Here is a 21938-nt window from a genome sequence, read left to right on the forward strand (position 1 = left end):
GACTACTAAATATAGGAGTGACGACCATGAACCGATTCCTTACATCTATCGGGATGCTCAGTGCTTTCCTGCTTTTACTTTCCGGATGCGCTTCGCCTCCTTCGTCCTCTGGTTCTGCGCCCGATTATTCAAGTACGAAAAAAATGGTTGTCGACATGCTTAAAAGCGATGAAGGTAAGCAGGCTCTTAAAGATACTTTGTCGAGCGATGAATTTAAGAGTACCCTAGTCCTTGACAATCAAACCGTTAAACAAACCATTATTGATACAATGACATCTGATAAAGGGAAGGCCTTTTGGGAATCGCTTTTGAGTGACCCCGATTTTTCGAATAAACTTGCTAAAACAATGGCCTCGCAAAATAAAGCCCTTTTACAAGAACTCATGAAGGATCCAACTTATCAAGCCTCAATGATGGATATATTAAAATCACCAGATATGGAGAAAAATTATCTCGACTTAATGAAAACACAGCCCTTCCGCCAGCAAATGCAGAAAACATTAATTGAAACGGTTCAAAATCCCCTCTTTGCAACTCAGCTTGAGGATGCGATGCAAAAAGTCATTAAAGATCAGCTTAAGAGCAGCCAGAGCTCCAGTAAAAGCAGCGGAAGTAGCAGCAGTTCATAATAGGGAACCGACCTCTAACGAAAAAAAAGAGCCCAAGGGCTCTTTTTTATTAACGATTCTATAGTTTTTCAATAATGCGGCTTGCGATCTCTAAATAAATTTTTCCTATTGTGTGCTCACCGGCATAGACGGAAGGCGCAAATACTTCCGCTTCGGCATCAGGCTGTCCTAATGGAATTTGGCCAAGCAATTCCGTACCTAAAACTTCGCTTAGCTTCTCTCCACCGCCTTCGCCAAATACATATTCCCGCTCGCCTGTCTTTTTGCTCTCGAAATACGACATATTCTCAATGACCCCTAGGATCTCGTGCTCCGTTTTAACCGCCATAGCACCGGCCCGAGCCGCAACAAAGGCTGCCGTTGGGTGAGGTGTCGTCACAATAATCTCTTTACATTGCGGAATCATGGAGTGAATGTCCATCGCGACATCCCCTGTTCCTGGAGGCAAATCGAGTAAGAGATAATCAAGATCTCCCCAATCCACTTCGCCGAAAAAGTTATTGAGCATTTTTCCTAGCATTGGCCCTCTCCAAATAACAGGAGAGTTATCTTCAACAAAGAACCCCATCGAAATCACTTTTACCCCAAAACGCTCAACAGGTAAAATCCGTTTATTCGCTACTTTTGGACGTTCTTCAATTCCCATCATGTCAGGAACACTAAAGCCATAGATATCTGCATCAATGATTCCCACTTTTTTGCCTAAACGGCGAAGTGCGACAGCGAGGTTAACGGAGACCGTTGACTTCCCTACGCCGCCTTTTCCACTTGCAATGGCAATAAACGTCGTTTTGCTGCCTTTACCTAAAATACTTTGACCGCCTGCTTGATCAGGCAGTCCGCCAAGCTTGTCCACTTCTTCTTGGGTAAGCGGTTCAAAGCGTAAACCTACAGAGCCTGCCCCGTTTGCTTTTAGCTTTTGCACAATCTCCTGCTGGACCTTCATTTGTTCAGCCGTTTGTGTCTTTGCCAGAGCAATTTTCAGACTGACAAAATCATCCGAAATTTTCATTTCCCGAATAGCATTCGTTTCCACAATGTTTTTATGTAAATGGGGGTCATTAACCGTTTTCAGAACTTCAAGTACGCCCTCTTGTGTCAACATATCGCACAGACCTCCTATATCCCAAATAATAAATCTATTAAATTATAACAAACAACGCTTTTAAAAGCACAGACGAAGCTTATTCTATAGCCATTCTTTACAAAAGTCTTACCATTTTTGTAAAAATGCATACGACTAACACCTATTCCCCGTTCCTGGGGGCACCGCTTTTTTCGTGGGTAAACGTGGCTAGCACACCACTCTCCTTGCGATCACCGCTTTTTTCTTGCACAAACATGCTTTGCGCGTTGGGCCGACGCCTGTGCCTTTAGAAATTTTTAAAGCCCCTGACATCCGCCCAAGAAAATTGCCTAGAAATACATAGCATAATCTATAAAAAGAAATTTAGGAGGACATGACTTGATGACTCATTTTATTTATCCAGCGGAGTTAAGGGCTTTTCCAGGAGTCGGGTATCCTCTTGGCGGCTTATACCCTCGTCCATTTTGGTATGGCGGGTATGGGATTCCCCACTATGGCCACCCATGGCATCACCACTTCCATGGTTACCCTTATTTTCCATACTAAAAGGTGCAAAAAAACATGTGCTAACTTTAGCACATGTTTTTTAATTGAAACGGGAGATCCGTCCCTGCGTTTCATTTTGGTGGGGTTTTTTCGTTTGTATAGTAACGCATGATGCCGTTGTAGATGGCGCCTGCGATTTTTTTCTGATAGGCGGCGGTCTTCATTAGATTTCTTTCGTCTGGGTTGGTGATAAAGCCCACTTCAACAAGTGCTGAGGGGATTTTGGAAGCCTTAAGAAGATAAATACTGCTTGTGGCACTGGCTGAGCGGTTGGTATTCCCCAATTGTGTTCTGAAGGAATCCTGAAGAAAGCTGGCGAATTCTTCATTACTCTCTGATTTGGGATCGTAGAAGGTTTGAGCGCCATGCCAGGTTTCGGATGGGCTGGCATTTAAATGAACACTCACGAACAAATCTCCATCTGAATTGTTAATAAAGGTCGCGCGACGCTGTAAATCAACGGCTTTCCGTGCGCTGTAGCCCTTTTGATCCGGATCGGCTAAGTCGGAATCCCCTTCCCTCGTCATGAGAACAAGTGCCCCTTGTTCTTGGAGGTAGTCCTTAAGGTATTTAGTGATTTTTAAGGCAATGTCTTTCTCATAAAGGTTGCCATAATCTGCTCCCCCATCTGGTGCACCGTGACCTGCATCGAGGACAATAACCCGCCCTGATAGAGGCATATTCCAATGCGACCAGGAATATCGAGAGAGGATCTCATAATTTAAAATGATAATAAGCAACAAAATTCCTGCAATAATAATCCATCTTCTTGAGCGGCTTTTCATAATATCTTGTCCCTCCAAGTCAGCCATACTTGTATATATATATGGGACAAGATTTAATTTATGTCGATTTTAATGCAGTCGCATTCTCAATCGTTTTATGGTTGTCTGAAAGCCTTCCTTCCACCAACTATAAAGGAACGCCTCACAGGAGAAATAGAGCGATTCATAGACCAAATCCTCCGCTCCATACCAAAAGGTCCAGAAATCAAACAAATCCTCAGTTAATTCCTTTAAACGCTTTTCACTTCTTAAGTAGACGGATGTTTCGGTTTCTCCGTAATACCCCATTCTGCCAAAAGAGGCCCCAAACAAATACGCTTCAATCCCATAATCCATACACATATCACAGATCGTTTGTTGGTATTCGCCCATCGGCTTCAGGAAATTTTCGAAATACATCTCTACATTGGATTCAATTTTTTGTATGGATAAATCACGCAATGTCTTTCTTTCAAAATCGATTTGTTTATGGCGATACTTTTCGTGAAAATGTGTTACGGTTCCCAAAACTAACGCCTCCTTTCCTTCTTATCTTCCAACAATCCTGAAAGAGGCATCCTAACAATATTTGGAGACACTTTGTGAACGTTCAAAATCAGAGATAAATTAAGCTTTTCTTCATTATCGGTAATTCTTTCAAGCATTTATAGAAGGACCAAAATTGAGGGAATGGGCTACTTTGTTCTCCATAGGTTGCTTCTGCTTCCATTTTTTTTGCACTGGGCGAGTTTCAATTTGAAGCCACGGTCTATTGGCTTTTTTATCCCTTTACCTCTAGTTGGGGTGATAAGGCTCATTCATATGGAGACACTAATTATGGTTCATCATTAAATTTCACTTTTTTCGATAGAAGGGGGATTTCCATTGGGGATTGATAGGGGGACGAAACAAGCTATCTTAACTGGGTTAAAACAAAGAAGATCTATTTATGGATTAGCGAAAGATTCCTCTATTTCGATGGAACGGATTGAAGATTTGCTAAAGGATATAATAAAATATACATCTTTTAATTCCCATTCAACCCGGATCGTTCTGCTCATAGGTCAACACCATGAGAAACTCTGGGACATGACGACAGAGGTCCTGCGTACAGTGGTTCCTGAAGATCAATTTCAACCGACCCAAGAAAAGATGCACCGGTTCCGCGCTGCACATGGCACGGTGTTGTTTTTTGAGGATTATACAACTATTGAAGGATTGCAACGAGACTATCCGCTTTATCAAGAGAATTTCCCAATCTGGGCTGAACACAATGCCATGCACCAGCTCATGGTTTGGATGACATTGGAAAGCGAAGGGCTGGGCGCTAACCTTCAGCTCTACAATCCTTTGATTGATGAACGCGTTCGTGACAATTGGCAGCTTCCAGAAAGCTGGAAGCTCATTGTCCAAATGCCATTTGGCCGCCCATCAGCCAACAACAAGAAAAGGAATTTCAAGGACTTTCTCACAGGTTAAAGGTATTCCGATAAAAAGAATAAGGACAGAATGGCCACGAGGTAGGTGGTTATTCTTGCCCGATCTGTCTTTTCTTATTCAACACCAAGAGCATGCCTTTAAAGACATCTTCCCAATCTTTGGCCTTCGCTCTTTGCTTTCGAACCTCCAAGCATTTTTCCTCTCCTTTTACTTGGTTCAGCTGTTCAATCGCTTTGAGAAAGCCTTCGATTCCTTCTTCCTGAAGATAGACGCCTTCCTCCACAAACTTTGTTGTTGACGGTAGATGAAGCCCTACAACAGGTTTCCCGGCAGCCATAAATTCAAAAAGCTTTAATGGAAAAACGGCTTTGTTATATGGTGAATCCTTATACGGCATAATCCCTATATCGATTAAATTCATGTACATGGGCACATCCATTGGAGGTACACTTCCCGTCCATATAACGTTTGGAAGGCTTAAGAGCTGTTTGAATCCAGAGTTATCATTGGTTTGGTCTGGGCCGACAAACATAAAAAGGTCGTCTTTCTTTTGCTTAGCCGCCTCAAAAATAAGTTTAAAATCCAGCTTTGGTTTGATTCCCCCAATATAGCCTAAGACCGTTCCAGAGAAGTCAGCCGGCAAGACACTTTCTTTTTGAGATATTTCACTCGCAAACAGCGCAAACTCAACGCCGTTTTCAAACGTCACCACCTTTTCTCCTGATCCTAACTGGGAAACCACACGTTCTCTAAGGTAATCAGAAGTACAGAAAATGGTCGTTGCCTCTTGAATAATAAACGTTTCCGCTTTCGCAATAACCTCTTGCCGGATTTTAGAAAGCGGTGTTTGCCTGCCGCTTATAGGAGCTGCCCACAAATCGCTGCAATCATAAACCACCTGATCCCATTTCACCATTTCCAAAACTTTAGGGAATCCCGGGAAGGTATACCAAAGAATGAGCTGGTACTTGCCTTCAGCTTTTTGAAGATAGTCCACCAAAGGTCCCAACTTCCGCTTATAAAAGAGGCTAATATAACGCCCAAAGCGGAATAATTTATGAGAATGGATATCCATTACGGTCCATTGTTTCACACCATTTGTTAGCACTGACGATTGAGTTTCTTGTTTTGGGGGAGCTGGGCACAGCCAAATTACCTCCTCGGTATGATCGTGACCTTGTAAATACTCTGCCAGTCGATGCCTTCTGTAACGAAGTCTGTCTTGCTCCCATTCGCCTGTCGCGACAATTACATGTATGGTTTTCATGGCGCCATCCTTCTTTTTTTATAGCCTTTTGGCTAAAGCATTGAACGCATAGTGCGATAAGCACCATCCTGCCTTCACTAAATTCAGTTCTTCTACCTGTCGATACACATGCCAATTCATTTTTAAGGCTTTCCACTTATTTTTTGAAATAGAGGGATTACCTGCTCTGTAATTCGCTAAATTCTCATTAAGTCCGTATGCCACAAAGCCTCTCTTAAGAATCGAAAGCCATGTCGCCAAGTCCTGTCTCGTTCGAAGATTAGGCATTTGGAAGGGCCCTACTTTTTCACGGTCAATCATAACGGTTAAGCAGCCTATAATTGTATTTTTTAATAAATCATCATAGGTCATTTGGCGCGGAGTCCCGACTTCTTTATTAAGAAACTCCCCCTCTTGATCCATCCATTCGTAGCCGGTAAATGTAAAAGCCTTATCTCCTGATTGCATAAATTGCAGCTGTTTTTCAAGTTTGGCTGGTTTCCAGGAATCATCACTATCCAGAAAGGCAACATAGCGGCCTCGTGCGTGGTGCAAAGCTGTGTTTCGGGCAATGGCCGCACCGCCGTTTTCCTTCAGAAAGTGAATATGGATCCGATCATCTAATTCGGAGTAATACTTCAGCTTCTCACGTGTGTCATCTGTTGAACAGTCATCCACGATCACCATTTCCCAATTCGTCCACGATTGGCTTCTCACCGATTCAATGGTGTCAACGATATAGGCGCTGGCATTATACGTAGGGGTGATGACTGATACAAGTAGCTCAGAATGTCTCATAAGACAAGCCTCCTATTGTTTTCGAACCAGTTCTGGAACGACAATCCATATAAAGCCAAACGCTATTCCTAGTAAAACCCCTAATACCCCTCTTTCTTTAGAGGAAAGGGATTGATCAACACTATTGGCCTCAGAATCCGGTACTTTTAACAAAACGGCTGGCTTCATATTGAGCAAGCTCATTTTTTGGTCATATAAAAAACGCTGCTGGTCCACGATGGCATCAGAAGCCACTGATTTCTTTTGTACCGCTGAAATCGAGTCCTGTATCAAACTCACTCTTTGGTCATAATTTTTCTTATCAAGCGACATGAAGGCGTTTGTGATTTGATTGAGAATTTTTACCGCATCTGTCTTAGAAGCATCCGTGTACGTAACAGTCAATAATTGACTGTTTGGACTCGTTACAACCTTAAGGTCATTTTCCAATTTAGCTTCCTTTTGTGCCCATAAATCAGGCAAGTTCTCTATATAAAAAGGGGCAGTCATAAGCAAGGTCGACACACTTTTGGCATCGTTTAGATCTGTATCCCCATAGTTGCCTAAGGTTAGTGTAGCCTCGGCTGTATAAGTAGTGGGCACTTTGCTTCCGGGAAGCATATAACCGATCAAACCAAGTGCAATCGGAATTAACAAAAGAACAAGAATTTGCTTTTTTATTTTGTTGATCAACCGTCTTTGGATATTAGTCATGTTTCATTCTTCTCCTTTGTTAACCACTAATTGCGGATACCGTTTTTTAAAGACCGAAACGACGGATGCCGTAAAGCCGAGAAACACCCAGTGAAAATAAAGATTGCTTACGGAACTTGGGCTGATACTCGACACTAGAAAAGAGACAAGTCCAATCATTCCCGCTTCCAGAAGGACCCTGTGTTTGGGCTTTTGCGAAAATAAGATATATAAGCTGTAGAATAAATAAACAAACAGCAAGAGATAGCCTAACCCGATAAAAAGGCCAAAATCCCCTGTGATTTCAGCTATCCAATTATGTGCCTCCACGACACCATTGGTCGCATAGACCGGGTCATGAGCAAAGTAAAAGGGGAGATTACCCGCCCCTACTCCAAATCCATAGCTGTTTATAAAATAATGAAGCGTATCTCTTAGAAGATTAATCCTTACACTATTTGAAGACATGACGGCCCCAATTGGAGGATGGGTGGCCAGCGCAAGCTTTAACTGAATATAGTGGGTCAGTTTTCCCCAAAACGCTAATATGAAGAGCACGATGAAACATGCTCCGCCTATCAGAGACCACTTTTTTAAGCGGGCTGAGAAAAAGAGAAACGCATAGACCCCTAAACCGACCATAACACCTAACAGACTGGCACGAGATTCCGTCAAGTAAATCTCATAAACAGCTAAACATCCAAGTAATAGCGTGATCACCTTTAAAGAAACCTTTTTAACATTTTTGACCGCCACAAAATAAAAACTGGTTGAGATCGTCAAGAACGTCGCAAAGTCATTCTGATTAAAGAAAACGGTGGTAGGATAGCCTAGTTTTCCGGCTGACGCTCCATACAATGTAGAGGTGGGCAACTGGACATGCATCACATTATTTATAAGACCTATTAGCAGTAATACAACGGTCATCACTAGCCAAATCGCATAGAACCAATACAATCGAATGAGTTTGTTGAAAGCAACGACACTTAAATAAACAAAAGAAATCCCAAGAACTAAAAGAAAGAGATATTTCACGCCATCAACAAAGGACTTCACCCAGAGCAGGCTCACCATCGCATAAGCCAGCCAATAGCCAAGAAACAAGAGAACGCCTTTGACTTGGATCTCCTCCCAATATTGGGACAAGATCTTCTTTTTTGTGAGCAACATTAAGAAAAAGACACCGATGGATAGGAGCAGCATAAGCCGGTAAAGAAACAGATTAAAGAAAGAAAAGGACAGATTTAAAAGTAATTGATTCAAGAAGGTCCCCGCAACCAAAAGATACATCATACTGATGAATAATTTTTCTGTATGCCTCTTCTGGACAATGACCAGAACCACAACAAGCATAAAGAAAATGAATAGAACAAAGAGGGTTTGCCAATCTTTTGCTTTGTGTATGAGAAGAAACGCCAAAAGCAAGAAGATCAAAGCCCCGACAGCCTTAATAGCTGCCTCTCTTACACGAAGCCGCTTCAAGTAGGAAAATCCCGACTTGTTGTGACGGTTAAATTTATTTGCCATATTCGAGATGGTCTCCCTACTCATAAAGAAATGGATTATCCTTGTTTAAAATTTTCGGCATTAATTTTTTATAAATCCTCACTAATTCAGCAGCATTTGTTTCCACATTATAGTGAGTTTGCACTTTCCTATATAACGCCTCAATGATCACTTCTGTATAAACGTCTTCAAATAAAACACCCTTTATCTGCTTCACAAGACCGGAAACGGACTTTGAATCAATTAATAGATCTTGATAAGGACCAAATAATTCAGGAACCCCGCCGACCTTTGTACAGATCACTGGGCATTTAAGCGCCAGTGCTTCGATGATCACAGTTGGCATGCCCTCTGTATAAGAAGGTAAAACAAAAACATCACTTGCCTGTATATAGTCCCTAATTGTCTCGTTCTCAACCTGCCCCGGTAAGAAGAGCCGCTTGTCTATCTCAGGATGCTGAGTCCCTTTTTCTTTTAAAGGTCCCTCACCTACCATGACGACGGCTACCTCATCTGGTAAGAAATCCAAAGTTTCGATCAACTCATGAATACCCTTTGCAGCGGTTAATCTTCCCACAAAAACGATTATTTTTTTGTCAGAAGGTAATCCAAGCTTTTTTCTTAAATCCTGTTTAGTCTCATTAGCAGGATGAAATCGTCCAAGGTCAATCCCAATAGGTAGAACAAGGCTCTCTCTATCGGTCATGTCTTTGGTTCGGTCTCTCAGGGTTCCGCCAACCGCTAAGACTGTATCCGCCGATTGGACAGACTTTATAAAGGCTCTCTTGCTTAAACGACTGTAAGAAGGATAGACATTCACATCACTTCCATGCAAAGTTAAGAGCCATGGGCGGAACAATTCGTCAGCCACATGCCTTGCTGCTCCGCCAGACGGCATGGCAAAATGGGCATGAATGAGATCCGGTTCTAAGTTATACCGCTGAATCGTTTTAAGAGCGGCTGATGCGATTCTCCTATCCGGCTGGGCCCACCTTAATTGACCTGGCAGAGCTAAATAAGGAGGGCGATACACTTTGATTCCATTCCGCTCATAGGTTTCTGGAATTTCAACGTTATTTTTGTAAGCTTTCTTAAGATGACGAAGAGGAGCCGTATTTTGGGGCAATGGACATACGATACTGACCTCGACGCCTTGTTTTTTTACAGCCCGTGCCTGGGTCTCATGAAAAACGCCAGCACTAGGTGATCGGTCACTCGGATAGACACTCGTCATCCACAAAACCTTCATGATTTTAGAGCCCCCTTTTTAAACCTTTGAAAAAAAGAGGGGTACGCTCGCCTTAAAAGAAATACATAGAGAATGGCGGCAACCATTACCGGTAAGACGAGCGACCACACCGCCTCTAATCGCAAGGATGTACAGCTTAGTGTCAAGAGATAAGCGGCAGCTGTAATCAGAAGGGAAGGCCCAAGAGGACGTGCAATAGTCCGAATATAGGCTTTCCACCTCAATTCAATTAACCAAGCCAAGAGCCATCTTCCAATAAAGAAGTTCACAAGACTGACCACAGCATAGGTCCAAGCGACAATCTGGAGATCATCTGTCTTTACCGCAAAGTACAGGCCTATCCCATAAATAAGGAGAACCCCCGCATCCCAATAGAAAGCAATGGTTGCCTTGCCTTTTGCCAGAATGACCGACCCATTAGGATTCATGAGGACTCTAAGGATTCCAACGATCGACATAATGCTCATGATCTCGGTCGCCCCCACCCATTTGTCACCGAAAAACGTGATAATGAAGCTTTTGGAAACAACTGTTAAGCCAAGAAGAATCGGAAACGTAACAAGACTTAAGAGTTCGGTCATGTGCAAAAAGCCATCGTTTAGAGCCGTATTATCATGTTGATTCTTGGAGAAAACAGGAAAGGCGACACGAGTCATAATTGGATTAATCCTTAAAACCGGAATCGTGATTACCTGATAAACCAGGTTATAGACACCCAATGCCTCTGCTCCCATAAATCGGCCAATTAAGATCACATCCATATTGGACCCTATTCGATTGACCACCCGAGATAGCAATTGGTATACACCAAATTTAAGAACGTCCTTACACCCTGACAAATTGAAAACAAAAGAGGGTCGCCATGTGTTTATGTAGCAAAGAAAATAAAGGAGGCTCTTTATCCCGTATAAGATAACTTGCGATAGAACAAAAGCATAGACAGGGTCACCAATGAACATAAAAACGATCAAGACAATAAAAGCAAGGATCGTTGATGCCATTTCTATGATGGCCAATTCCTGAAACCGCAGCTCCTTCTGAAGTAGGTATTGACTCTGCTGACCTATTGGCGCAATGAGAAACATAAACGAGAGCACTCTGAGTAAATGAACTAATTCTTCTCTGTGAAAGAAATCCGCAATCAAGGGACTTGCTACGGTTAAAAATACAAAGAGAAAAAATCCCATTATAATATTCAGCCAAAATAATGTTGAAAGGATGTGGGGAGCAACGTCTTCTTTTTGTATGACAGCCGAACCGATTCCCATATCCAATAGGATTTGTGAAAATAGCGTAAGGGTTGTCAACAAGCCGACCAATCCAAATTGAGCGACACTCAATCGGTGAGCAAGAAGCCCGAACTGAACGATTTGAATAAACGTGATGGTGATGGTTGACAGACTCGTCCATTTCACTCCTAGGAGCATCTGACTTCTTATACCCGCCATTCTGTCTGTTCCCTTCTCTTTTAACGGGCACCTTCGCCCGTTATAATGACTGAAAATGTCCGAATAATAATTTTCAAGTCTAACAAAAACGAGACATGTTTTATATACTCCATATCATGCTTAAATTTTTCTTCAGGTGAAATATCATAGCCTCCACGCACTTGAGCTAAGCCTGTAAGACCCGGTTTAACAAGGAGGCGATTTTCGAACCCGCTGATCTCTCTGGCAAATTGTTCTGTGAACATTGGCCTTTCTGGACGAGGTCCAACAATGGACATATCGCCTTTTATAATTAAAAAAAATTGGGGAAGTTCATCAATTCGTGTTTTCCTGATAAACTTTCCAATGCGTGTCACCCGGCAATCATTAGAAGCTGCCCATCTCGCTCCCTCTTTCTCTGCATCACTTCTCATGGAACGGAGCTTTATTATTTTAAATATTTTTCCATTTTTCCCTAGTCTTTCCTGAACATAAATTGGAGATCCGGGTGTTTCTAATCGAATAAGTAATGAAAAAAATAAAATGATTGGTAATGAAAATAAGAGACCAACCATTCCGAGAACGAGATCTAAGACTCGTTTATAAACAAGATAATAAATGGATAACCTTGGTAGTCTATAGAGGGATGCCTGTTCAATTGAATACATATGACTGTAATTTTTAGTACCCAGAAATCCTCACCTCCTACCTCGATAGTATAAGTCGCAATTGTGAAGCAGGTATTGAGAAGAGGTAAAGAATCGATTAACTCCTTGTAAATGAATTTTAAATCTCTAAATAGTTTGTAAATTTTTAGTGCAAAAAAAAGGCTTGTCCTCCAGATACATTCTTAGAGTACAGCCATCTTTTTAATAAGCATCTGTTATTCAACTAAATGGCGTTCTGCTGATCCCAATAAAGACATTTTTCAAATTAGATCATTATTAATGGGTAAATCAGTACCCGCCCTTTTTTATTATGAAGAAGTTATTTAACGATAAAGTTGGTCATCAAGCCTTGCATGGCATCAACATCATCATCAGGATTAATCGTATGATCTAAAATATGGCAGTGGAACATCCAGGTACCGGGCGCATTAGCGATAAATTCGATATCAGCTGTTTCTTCCGGAGCTAAGGAGACGACATTCATCGGCATCGGTTTCTTTAGATGATGCCCATCCTCTGATATCAGCTTAAATGTGTATCCATGAAGATGCATGGCGTGATAGTTCTCACTGCTGCTGTTAATCAACCTCACAACAACCCGTTGCCCCTTTTTAATATAAAAGTTAGGTGAATTAGGGCTCGGCTTACCGTTTAACGTGAAAACATTCTCGTCAAACTTCTGATCCACCTTGAATGAACCAATATCGAATAAGGCTTCTACATCCGCATCCGGGTATTCCTTTCCTTTAGCTGGATCCACAATTAAGGCTCCGTGTAATCCATAATCAATCTGCTCGTCCATGTCTGTCCCGCTAAAATAGTCATGCGTACCCACCATATCCTGTGTTACCGTAAACTCATAGACTTTGGAGTCTCCAGGCTTTACGGATTGATCGGGGAGCCCACCCATCTGTTTAGGAACGGAGAGGCCCTGAAACCTTAAGCTAGTCGGTTCATTGAGTTTATTTTTCAATACAATCCTAACCTTGTCCCCTACTTTGACTTGAATTAAGGGACCAGAGGTTTGTCCATTATAGCCAGAGGCATTGACATTCTTCTGTTCGTATAGATTCCATATAATCGGATTTGCTGTTAATGTATACTGCTTAGTCCCATCCTTTAATAGCTTCGGGGCCATGGCTTTCTCATTCATCATATCCTTTGCGGTTTTCTTTTGCTGCTCGATCTCTTTCTTGGTTAGTGCATCGGTTCTTGCATCCATCACGCCTGGCATATCCCCATAACTTGCTAATAACTCTGGAGAAATCGTGCTTTTTTCCTGTTTAGTTTCCTTGGCGGGAATTGATTTTGAAGGTTCAGCATTCGAGACTTTTGCCGATAGGCCTATTTCTGCTCCAACCATGAACACCACAACAAGAATGCCTGCTACTATTGACGCGGTTTTTACCCCTTTTGAAAAGTCCCTTTTAAAAATCCTTATTATGAAAAATAAAATGAGCAAGCCTGCTATAAAAACGATGGCCAGCGCTCCTACAAATTGAATCAAGCCGCTCCCTCCTTACTTAACATGAATCAGTGTCATCATGCCGCCAAGCTGATCTTGTGTATCATCCGGGTTTTCCATCTCGCTTCCAATGGTGCTGTGGAACCACCAATCCCCCGTCCGGTTCGCTGTAAACATGACATCCATCGTCTCACTAGGTGCAATCGAGACGACATTTACCGTTTGCTTGACAGGTAATGGTGCGCCGTCTTCCGCTACTATCTTCAGTGAATAACCATCGAGGGAAACCGAATGATAATTCTCAGAACTCGCATTAACGAGGCGAAGGAGAACACGCTGACCTTTTTTCAGAGTCATTTGCGGCGTGTAAGGATAAGACCTTCCATTAATCATAAAAACATTTTCTGGATCAGAGCCGTCAACCTTTGTCGAACCTAGTTCAAACAATTTATCAACATCATAATTTTTGGATGAATCCTCTTTTGGGCCCACAATTATAGCCCCATACATCCCCGCATCCACCTGGAAGTCATCATCATAATGACTATGGTACCAATGTGTGCCTATCATCTGATTGGTGACAGTAAATTTGTATTTGAACGTCCCATTAGGTTTAATAGCAGGGGTTGGCATACCTGGCACACCATCCATATCATTTGGGACCTGAAAACCATGCCAGTGAACCGTCATCGGTTCGGTTAATTGATTCGAAACATCTATTTCAACTTTATCGCCTACTTTAACACGAATGAGTGGGCCAGGTACCGTCTTGTTAAACCCCCATCCTTCCATCGTCTTTCCAGGATAAAGCGCCCAACCAAATGTAGAAGCCTTCAGTGTAAATTTTTTGGTCCCATCCGGCAATAGGGTGGGCTTTAGCGCCTTTTCATTCATGATATCGACAGCCGCTTGATTCTCTGCTTTAATTTCGCCTTTGTTCAAATTATAGTTCGTAGCAGGGGGCGTCGACGCCGTGCTTGATGTTGCCATTTGGGAAGTGTTAGTCATCCCTGGCATGTTCTGCATGGAGTCCTTTTGGTTGGTCGTCTCTCCATCTGCCTTGGCAGTTGGCACAGTGTGATTAATGGATACCTCAACGATCAAAATAGACAACCCTGCCACAATAACGAGACCCTTAAAAAACAGCGCCTTTTTACTTCCTAAACGACCTTTTTTAAACGTCCCTATAAAAAAAGAAGAAGAGAGAAACCGAGGCAAAAACAAGACACTTCCTATTATCACTAACGAAAGAAAAAAATAAATAAAATATCTAGCTGCCATTTTTACCACGTCCTCCTAAAATTTCAGTAAAAAAATTTAGGTTAGGCGCTTCGCTCTGCCCCTCAACGCCTAACCCGATTAGATCTTGATCGTTATTTTTGCTTAGGTTCTGTTACTCCCGCATCCTTGTACAAAGCTTTTAAGTAAAAATCACTTTGTTTTAATGCTTGTGCCTTATTCTCGACTTCACCTGTAGAAGGATTTAAATAAACAGGCGCAGTTTTCCCATGATTTGAAAAGTCAAACATATTTTCGATTGAGCCTGCCATGGCATCAAATGAGCCGTTTCCAATGCGTCCAAGATTCCAGTTATCTTCAATAAACTTCAAGATACTAGATTGGTCAGTCAACGTGTTATCCACATAATTTTGCTTGGCATAAGGCGAGAGAACAAGCAATGGCAAACGAGGACCATAACCTGCGCGGTCGAGGGAGCCATCGAGACCTGAAGTACCCGCACTTCCTTGGCCATTAAGTGTATCCAATGCAGGGTCATTAGATCCGTTCACGAGCGGAGCCATTACATGGTCATACCAACCGTCGGAATCATCATAGGCAATAACAATAGCTGTATCCTTCCACTCTGGAAGTGACTGAATTCGGTTAATTGTATTGGTGAAGAAGGTCTGCTCATCGAGTGGATCAGAGTAACCGGCATGTCCATCTTGATATTCAGGAGCCTTCAAGTAGCTGACTGCAGGAAGGTTGCCAGAATCCGCTGCTGTCCAGAAATCGGTTAAATCATACTGATGATTCGCTTGATCTGTTTTACCAATCATAGATGGGCTTGACGGTGCCAAATGATTTGGGTTAGACGTAGATTTATAATACTGGAATGGCTCATGGTGAGGGCTATAATCTACGGAAGATCCCCCTGCCACGTTTTGGTGCTGCTCAGACGAATTTCGGAAGCCGCCTTGGAACCAGCCCCATGTAATGCCTTTCGCATTTAGCAGGTCACCAATGTTTTTATTTGAATCGGTCATTTTAGCGGTTGAACCTGTTCCAGATGCGTTATCGTAATAGGGATTGGTATCTCCAGAAAGAGTTCCTGTTGAAGGCTGGGATTTACTTACTGTTCCACCGTTAGTGCTGTTCCCGTTATAAAGTGTTACTCCATGGTCCTGACCTGAAATAAGATTGAGAGCTCCGGGAGTAGAAGGACCATAGTTAGTACCAAAGGAATTATCATTTAGTGAAAAATGCTGCGCATAGTTCCACATTGCCGTTACCGTATTACCATCATAGTAATCCATAACAAGGTTGGAGCCGTGGCCGCTATTCGCCACAAACTTGTCCATCTTCCCACCATCAAATGAGCTTTGTTCAGCGGCGTAGCTGTGATCCATGTCTGCGGTAACCGCTTGAGAACGGTCAAGACGCTCTGGGTTAGCTCCATTTGGGTTATTCGTTAATAATGGACCACTTAAACCGTTAACTGTCGGTGTGTTCTTAGCTGCCGTAAATTCCGGCTCACCTTTAGGGTTTTGCGCAACTGGGTATGTACCGAAATAATGATCAAAAGAGACGTTCTCATCGAAAATAACGACAACATGCTTGATTGGAGTTTGAGTGGATGAAGCTTTTTTATGACCTGAGTTTGCAACTGGCTTCTGATGAGTTGATTTTGCATTAGCTCCTTGCAGAGAGGAACTGATAGCGGGTGCAAATGCGAACACCGAACCTAACGCCGCGGCACTAAGAACTTTTAAAGCTGTGGACATTTTCTTCTTCATTTAACCGACCTCCATAATTTTCTAAACTTACAGTTAAATTATAGAGAAGAAATGTTAGACTTTAATTACGGCTATGCAAAGGTTTTGTTAGTCTTATGTAAAAACTATTAATTAATTCGGGAAATTCACATCCCTTTTAAAGGACCAAAGACCTACTGCAAATGATTGGAGGCAGATTTCCTTACTGTATAGGTTTGTCCCCGAAAACCAAAATGGTTGGCAACAGACCTCAACAAAGAGTTTTTTCACTTCAGAGGTCTGCCCTCCAAAAACAAAAAGACCCCCAACCAAATGGTTGAGAGCCTTGAAACGTAGATATAGATATATTAACGTTTTGAGAATTGTGGTGCACGACGAGCTGCTTTAAGACCGTATTTCTTACGTTCTTTCATACGAGGGTCACGAGTGAGGTACCCTGCACGCTTAAGAGATGGACGGTATTCAGGATCAGCTTGTAAAAGTGCGCGAGCAATACCATGACGGATTGCGCCAGCTTGACCAGTGTAACCGCCGCCTTCAACGTTTACTAGTACATCATATTTACCAAGAGTATCCGTTTCAACAAGCGGTTGCTTGATAATCGCTTTAAGTGTTTCATAGTCCATGTACTCATCGATGTCACGCTTGTTGATGACAATACGTCCATCACCTGGAACAAGACGAACACGTGCTACAGATTTCTTACGACGACCAGTGCCGATATATTGAACTTGTGCCATGCTTTCCCTCCTCCTTTATTAACCTTTTAATACGTAATTTTCAGGTTGTTGAGCTTGATGCGGGTGAGTACCTTCTGCATATACATGCAGTTTCTTAGCCATTTGACGACCAAGGCTATTGTGTGGCAGCATCCCTTTAACTGTACGCTCAATCAACTCACGCGGGTATTTTGAAACCATTTCTTGAGCTGTTCTGACACGAAGACCGCCAGCCCAACCACTGTGGTTGTAATATTTTTTATCTGACAGTTTCTTACCTGTAAAATGAACTTTATCTGCATTGATGATGATCACATGATCACCCGTGTCGACATGCGGGGTATAAGTTGGTTTGTGCTTACCGCGAAGAATAGTTGCAACTTCACTAGCAAGACGACCAATCGTTTGTCCTTCCGCATCGATCACGTACCACTTACGTTCTACTTCTTGCGGCTTAGCCATAAACGTTGTACGCACGATGTACCCTCCTTGAGTATTTGTTCACTTCTCATAAAATCCATCTATGTGTACGGGGCGATAGTGGTCTTTAATAGAAATGCCAAAGAATACTATATCGCAAATATGCCCTAATGTCAATAGGAAACCTACTACTTGAAACCCCTTCATGGTCTTACTTCTTAGATTTGCAACATGTAGTTTTGCCATGAATCCAAAGGTTTTAAACATGGATTTTGGACAAATTCCAATTGCCATGGTCCACTCCAATATAACACATAAATGATTGACGTGCTGATTTACCTTAGCGTATTCTCGTTACAGCTATTTTCTTTAGGTGTAACGGCATTTCTCTATTTCCTAATTTTTCGCCGTTTCCCGGGCCTTAGCGTTTTCTCGTTACGCCTATTTGGTTTTTGTGTAACGACGATTCCTTATTGGCCAGGTTTGAGCCCGCTACTAGACCCAGGATTTAAGCAGGCACGTGTGACTCGCCAAACGCTTAATAAGTCACTCTCCACAGGTACAAGCCTTGCGGTGGGGCTGTGGGATACCCTACTGTTCGATCTTTTGCTTCGAGGATCTGTTTAATCTCAATAGGGGCAGCCTTTCCTCTCCCAACCGCGATTAAATGTCCAACAACAATCCGAACCATCTGATACAGAAACCCATTACCAGCAATCCGGACCTCTAGCTCATCTTCATGTGTTTCACAGATGTCTAGAGATGAAACGGTACGGACTTTATCAACAACCGAGGTATTGGCTGCACAAAAGGAAGTGAAATCATGAGTGCCAATCACCCACTTTGCCCCTTCTCTCATCTGGCTTAGATCGAGTTGATCAGGCACATGGACACTATAATTTTGGCGAAAGACATCCGGTTCTTTTCGGTTCAAGATTTTAAAACGGTATTCCTTTTCTTGAACATCAAAGCGAGCATGGAAGTCATCCGCTGCATCCTCAACACTTCTGATCAAAATATCTTTGGGAAGAAGTGAATTTAACGCCCTCACCCAATTAGGTGCAGGAACGTTGAGGGAGGAGTCAAAATGAATAACTTGCCCAAATGCATGGACCCCCGCATCCGTGCGCCCAGATGCCGTGACACGATGCGCCTCACCCTTATGCATTCTTTTCAGGGCTTCTTCAAGTTCTAACTGCACGGTTCGTTTTCCCGGTTGAACCTGATAACCTGAGAAATGAGTGCCATCATAGGCTATGATTGCTTTAAATCTAGGCAACTTCCTACACCTCTCTTACAAAGAAAACCAATGCAAAGCACATAGTACACCTGTAAAAAGAATCATGCTTATCATTAAGAGGTGGTCCCGCTTTTCCCAAACAAGGGCTCTAAGCTTCGTACGGCCCACATCTCCGCGATATCCCCTTGCTTCCATTGCCATCGCTAATTCCTCTGCCCGCTTAAAGGCACTTACAAATAAAGGAACAAGAAGCGGAATGATCGCTTTTACCCGTTGTATAAAGGACCCGGATGTAAACTCCGCGCCTCGAGCCGATTGAGCTTTCATGATCTTCTCGGTTTCTTCCATCAAAGTCGGAATAAAGCGAAGCGAGATCGACATCATGAGCGCAAATTCATGAACAGGAAATTTAAGCTTTTTAAACGGTGCCAGAAGTGTTTCAAGACCATCCGTTATCTCAATAGGCGTCGTCGTTAACGTCAGAAGCGTCGTCATCAAGACAATCGCTAACAAGCGAACAGAAATGAATATAGACTGGCGAATGCCCCCTGTTGTTAACTGAAACCATCTCCACTCAAAAATCACCTTGCCTTGTTGCGTAAACAACAAATTTAAAATGAGAGTAAAAAGGATGATCAGAATAACCGGTTTTAACCCTTTATAAATATAACGAAGTGGCACTTGTGCAAATGAAAGTGCCAAGAGGCAGTATAGCGCAACCATTCCATATGCCAACCAATTATTAGCTAAAAATATAATAATAACAAACAATAAAACGGCAAGAAGTTTCGATCTTGGGTCCATTTTGTGTATGGGAGACTTCCCAGGGTAATATTGTCCAATAATTACATTAAACATTATTAGACCCCCTCCTTCTTTTTGAGGAAGGAAGCCAGATGACGACTCGTTTCCTCCACTGAAAAAAGAGTGGTAAGAACCTGATCATCGCCCCACTTTTGACTTAGGCGCTCCAAAAAAGCCATTGTTTTTGGTATATCTAACCCTAAAGAACGGAGTGTTTCTTTGTTCTTAAAAATGTCTGTTGGCGGGCCGCTCATGACAAGCTTGCCTTGATCCATAACTAGAACTTGGTCAGAATAATAAGCGGCATCATCCATGCTGTGAGTCACCATGATCGTCGTGAGCCCTTGTTCACGGTTAAGAGTCGAAAAGAGTGACATCATCTCTTCACGCCCTCTTGGGTCAAGACCAGCAGTTGGCTCATCCAAAATAATGGCCTCTGGGTTGCTGGCAAGAACACCGGCAATCGCCACGCGGCGCATTTGACCGCCGCTTAATTCAAATGGCGACCTTGTTAAAATTTTCTCAGGCAGCCCAACAAGTTCAAGAACTTCTCTTGCTCTTTTTTGGGCTTCTTCAAGTGTCATTCCAAAATTAAGGGGACCAAAACAAATATCTTTTTCAACCGTCTCCTCGAAAAGCTGATGCTCAGGATACTGAAACACCATGCCAATCCGTTTGCGAAGCTGCTTTAATTCCTTTGCCTTGCTTCCAGACTCAATACGAGCATCCCCAATTACAATGCTTCCCTTTGTTGGCTTTAAAAGTCCGTTCATATGCTGAATCAAAGTGGATTTCCCGGACCCGGTATGACCAATAATCGAGACAAATGAACCTGATGAAATCATCACACTTATATCCTCAAGGGCAACGCGCTCAAAAGGGGAACGAGGATGGTATACATGGCTTAATGACGAGATCTTAATGTCCATAATTCTTCCACCAATTCCTCTTCCAAAAATATCTCTTTTGATACTCTGACCTGTTGGTTTGTTAAACCTTCTCGTAATTTCACAGAAAAAGGGAGATCAAGTCCAATCGACAACAGTTGCTCAGGATCCTTAAACACCTCTCTAGGTGTCCCTTCACCCAAAACATGGCCTTGGTTCATAACCACAATTCGATCGGCATGAGACGCCTCTTCTAGATCGTGTGTAATAGAAAGAACGGTAATCCCCTGTTCCTTATTTAAACGTCTCATAATTTCGATTATATCCGCTTGACCTTTTGGATCGAGCATAGAAGTCGCTTCATCCAAAACAATAATAGACGGTCTTAAGGCGATAATTCCCGCAATGGCAACGCGCTGCTTCTGACCGCCTGAAAGCCGATGCGGCTCTTGCTCCACATAATCAGACATCCCCACCCAATCAAGTGCCTCTTGAAGCCGAATCACCATCTCTTCACGAGGTATACCATGGTTCTCCATGCCAAAAGCGACATCATCTCGGACCGTCGCCCCAACAAATTGATTATCTGGGTTTTGAAAGACCATGCCGACCAGCCGCCGAATCTCCCAAAGCGTTTCACCCTCTTTGGTATTTAATCCGTTGACTAAAATATCCCCTTTTTCAGGAACCAGCAATCCATTCAAACACTTGGCCAATGTCGACTTGCCTGACCCATTATGGCCAATGATTGCGAGCCATTCTCCCTTATATACTTCTAGGGAGACATCCTCTAAAGACCAATCCGGTTGTTCTTGACTATATCGAAAGCCCAATTTGTTCACTTGAATGATCGGCTCTGTTTTCATCACAATCACTCCAATGAGGTCCAAAGATCATTTAAGAAAAAACTTTATTAAATAAAAAAAGAGGGCATAGAAGCAGCCTTATAGACCTCGCTCTCTTGCCCTTGTTGTTCTTAATTATACAAGTTCGATAATCGCCATTTCAGCATTATCACCACGACGAGGTCCTAATTTAAGGACACGTGTGTAACCGCCTTGGCGATCTTGATAACGAGTTGCGATCTCATCAAACAATTTTTGAAGCGCCAATTGACCCGTTTCTTCGTTAGCTACCTCGTTGCGTACGATAGTAGCCGCTTGACGGCGAGCGTGAAGATCCCCACGCTTTCCTAAAGTAATCAATTTTTCAACGACTGAACGCAATTCTTTTGCCTTTGCATGAGTCGTTTCGATGCGCTCATTAATAATGAGGTCTGTAGCCAAATCACGGAATAAAGCTTTACGAGCACCCGTGACACGGCCTAATTTTACGTATGCCATGACAAATCCTCCTTCTTTGAAGTCTTAATTTC

At 42.6% G+C, this 21938-nt stretch carries 24 protein-coding genes; 3 read left to right on the forward strand and 21 right to left on the reverse strand.

Features of this window, described 5'->3' with window-relative positions:
- The first annotated feature begins 26 nt into the window (after nt 1-26).
- Nucleotides 27-629, forward strand: coding sequence for a spore germination lipoprotein GerD (gene gerD, locus PU629_RS21505; RefSeq protein ID WP_275282053.1), 603 nt, complete (start codon nt 27-29; stop codon nt 627-629).
- Nucleotides 630-687: 58 nt separating this feature from the next.
- Here the strand turns inward: gerD and PU629_RS21510 are convergent, their stop codons facing one another.
- On the reverse strand, nt 688-1734 hold the full coding sequence (locus tag PU629_RS21510; RefSeq protein WP_275282054.1) for an Mrp/NBP35 family ATP-binding protein: 1047 nt from the start codon (nt 1732-1734) through the stop codon (nt 688-690).
- A 360-nt stretch (nt 1735-2094) separates the two neighbouring features.
- Between PU629_RS21510 and PU629_RS21515 the strand changes: the two genes are divergently transcribed.
- The gene (locus tag PU629_RS21515; protein WP_275282055.1) at nt 2095-2262 is read left to right on the forward strand and encodes a hypothetical protein; all 168 of its coding nucleotides are present in this window, start codon (nt 2095-2097) and stop codon (nt 2260-2262) included.
- Nucleotides 2263-2333: 71 nt separating this feature from the next.
- On the opposite strand, the gene cwlD is transcribed toward PU629_RS21515, so the two are convergent.
- Both cwlD and PU629_RS21525 read right to left on the reverse strand, forming a co-directional pair.
- Nucleotides 2334-3047, reverse strand: coding sequence for an N-acetylmuramoyl-L-alanine amidase CwlD (gene cwlD / locus PU629_RS21520; RefSeq protein WP_275282056.1), 714 nt, complete (start codon nt 3045-3047; stop codon nt 2334-2336).
- Nucleotides 3048-3116: 69 nt separating this feature from the next.
- Nucleotides 3117-3554, reverse strand: a complete 438-nt coding sequence (locus tag PU629_RS21525; RefSeq protein ID WP_275282057.1) for a DUF2521 family protein — start codon at nt 3552-3554, stop codon at nt 3117-3119.
- 357 nt (nt 3555-3911) lie between these two features.
- Here PU629_RS21525 and PU629_RS21530 point away from each other — a divergent pair, with 357 nt between their 5' ends.
- Nucleotides 3912-4505 carry a nitroreductase family protein gene (locus PU629_RS21530; protein WP_343076297.1) on the forward strand — a complete coding sequence of 198 codons (594 nt, stop codon included), beginning with the start codon at nt 3912-3914 and terminating at the stop codon, nt 4503-4505.
- A gap of 49 nt (nt 4506-4554) precedes the next feature.
- Here the strand turns inward: PU629_RS21530 and tuaH are convergent, their stop codons facing one another.
- From tuaH to rplQ, 18 genes are all read right to left on the reverse strand, one after another.
- The gene (tuaH, locus tag PU629_RS21535; protein ID WP_275282058.1) at nt 4555-5733 is read right to left on the reverse strand and encodes a teichuronic acid biosynthesis protein TuaH; all 1179 of its coding nucleotides are present in this window, start codon (nt 5731-5733) and stop codon (nt 4555-4557) included.
- Nucleotides 5734-5751: 18 nt separating this feature from the next.
- A complete protein-coding gene (tuaG, locus tag PU629_RS21540) occupies nt 5752-6510 on the reverse strand; it encodes a teichuronic acid biosynthesis protein TuaG (RefSeq protein WP_275282059.1) in 759 nt (252 codons plus the stop codon).
- Between the two features lie 12 nt (nt 6511-6522).
- Entirely contained in the window at nt 6523-7203 is a 681-nt protein-coding gene (locus tag PU629_RS21545) for a YveK family protein (protein ID WP_275282060.1), read from the reverse strand.
- A gap of 3 nt (nt 7204-7206) precedes the next feature.
- Entirely contained in the window at nt 7207-8709 is a 1503-nt protein-coding gene (gene tuaE, locus PU629_RS21550; protein ID WP_275282061.1) for a teichuronic acid biosynthesis protein TuaE, read from the reverse strand.
- A gap of 16 nt (nt 8710-8725) precedes the next feature.
- The gene (gene tuaC, locus PU629_RS21555; protein ID WP_275282062.1) at nt 8726-9937 is read right to left on the reverse strand and encodes a teichuronic acid biosynthesis protein TuaC; all 1212 of its coding nucleotides are present in this window, start codon (nt 9935-9937) and stop codon (nt 8726-8728) included.
- Nucleotides 9934-11385: a teichuronic acid biosynthesis protein TuaB gene (tuaB, locus tag PU629_RS21560; RefSeq protein ID WP_275282063.1), complete on the reverse strand. Its 1452-nt coding sequence runs from the start codon at nt 11383-11385 to the stop codon at nt 9934-9936. The genes tuaC and tuaB overlap by 4 nt, the downstream gene beginning before the upstream one ends.
- 20 nt (nt 11386-11405) lie before the next feature.
- Nucleotides 11406-12032 (reverse strand): sugar transferase, encoded by a 627-nt coding sequence (locus tag PU629_RS21565; protein WP_275282064.1) that lies wholly within the window; start codon nt 12030-12032, stop codon nt 11406-11408.
- Between the two features lie 319 nt (nt 12033-12351).
- Nucleotides 12352-13539 (reverse strand): multicopper oxidase family protein, encoded by a 1188-nt coding sequence (locus PU629_RS21570; protein WP_275282065.1) that lies wholly within the window; start codon nt 13537-13539, stop codon nt 12352-12354.
- A gap of 12 nt (nt 13540-13551) precedes the next feature.
- Nucleotides 13552-14778: a multicopper oxidase family protein gene (locus PU629_RS21575; protein ID WP_275282066.1), complete on the reverse strand. Its 1227-nt coding sequence runs from the start codon at nt 14776-14778 to the stop codon at nt 13552-13554.
- A gap of 92 nt (nt 14779-14870) precedes the next feature.
- Complete coding sequence (locus PU629_RS21580; protein ID WP_275282067.1) at nt 14871-16514, reverse strand: phospholipase C; 1644 nt, start codon at nt 16512-16514, stop codon at nt 14871-14873.
- A gap of 326 nt (nt 16515-16840) precedes the next feature.
- Complete coding sequence (gene rpsI, locus PU629_RS21585) at nt 16841-17233, reverse strand: 30S ribosomal protein S9 (RefSeq protein ID WP_275282069.1); 393 nt, start codon at nt 17231-17233, stop codon at nt 16841-16843.
- Nucleotides 17234-17251: 18 nt separating this feature from the next.
- Entirely contained in the window at nt 17252-17689 is a 438-nt protein-coding gene (gene rplM, locus PU629_RS21590; protein ID WP_275282070.1) for a 50S ribosomal protein L13, read from the reverse strand.
- A gap of 24 nt (nt 17690-17713) precedes the next feature.
- Nucleotides 17714-17926, reverse strand: coding sequence for a hypothetical protein (locus PU629_RS21595; RefSeq protein ID WP_275282071.1), 213 nt, complete (start codon nt 17924-17926; stop codon nt 17714-17716).
- 244 nt (nt 17927-18170) lie between these two features.
- Nucleotides 18171-18911: a tRNA pseudouridine(38-40) synthase TruA gene (gene truA, locus PU629_RS21600; protein WP_275282072.1), complete on the reverse strand. Its 741-nt coding sequence runs from the start codon at nt 18909-18911 to the stop codon at nt 18171-18173.
- A 15-nt stretch (nt 18912-18926) separates the two neighbouring features.
- On the reverse strand, nt 18927-19730 hold the full coding sequence (locus PU629_RS21605; RefSeq protein WP_275282073.1) for an energy-coupling factor transporter transmembrane component T family protein: 804 nt from the start codon (nt 19728-19730) through the stop codon (nt 18927-18929).
- 2 nt (nt 19731-19732) lie between these two features.
- Nucleotides 19733-20605: an energy-coupling factor ABC transporter ATP-binding protein gene (locus PU629_RS21610; RefSeq protein WP_275282074.1), complete on the reverse strand. Its 873-nt coding sequence runs from the start codon at nt 20603-20605 to the stop codon at nt 19733-19735.
- Nucleotides 20581-21429, reverse strand: a complete 849-nt coding sequence (locus tag PU629_RS21615; RefSeq protein ID WP_275282075.1) for an energy-coupling factor ABC transporter ATP-binding protein — start codon at nt 21427-21429, stop codon at nt 20581-20583. Before PU629_RS21615 ends, PU629_RS21610 begins: the two co-directional genes overlap by 25 nt.
- A 114-nt stretch (nt 21430-21543) precedes the next feature.
- A complete protein-coding gene (rplQ, locus tag PU629_RS21620) occupies nt 21544-21906 on the reverse strand; it encodes a 50S ribosomal protein L17 (protein ID WP_275282076.1) in 363 nt (120 codons plus the stop codon).
- Between the last annotated feature and the right edge of the window lie 32 nt (nt 21907-21938).

This window comes from Pullulanibacillus sp. KACC 23026 (assembly GCF_029094525.1).
GTDB lineage: Bacteria > Bacillota > Bacilli > Bacillales > Sporolactobacillaceae > KACC-23026.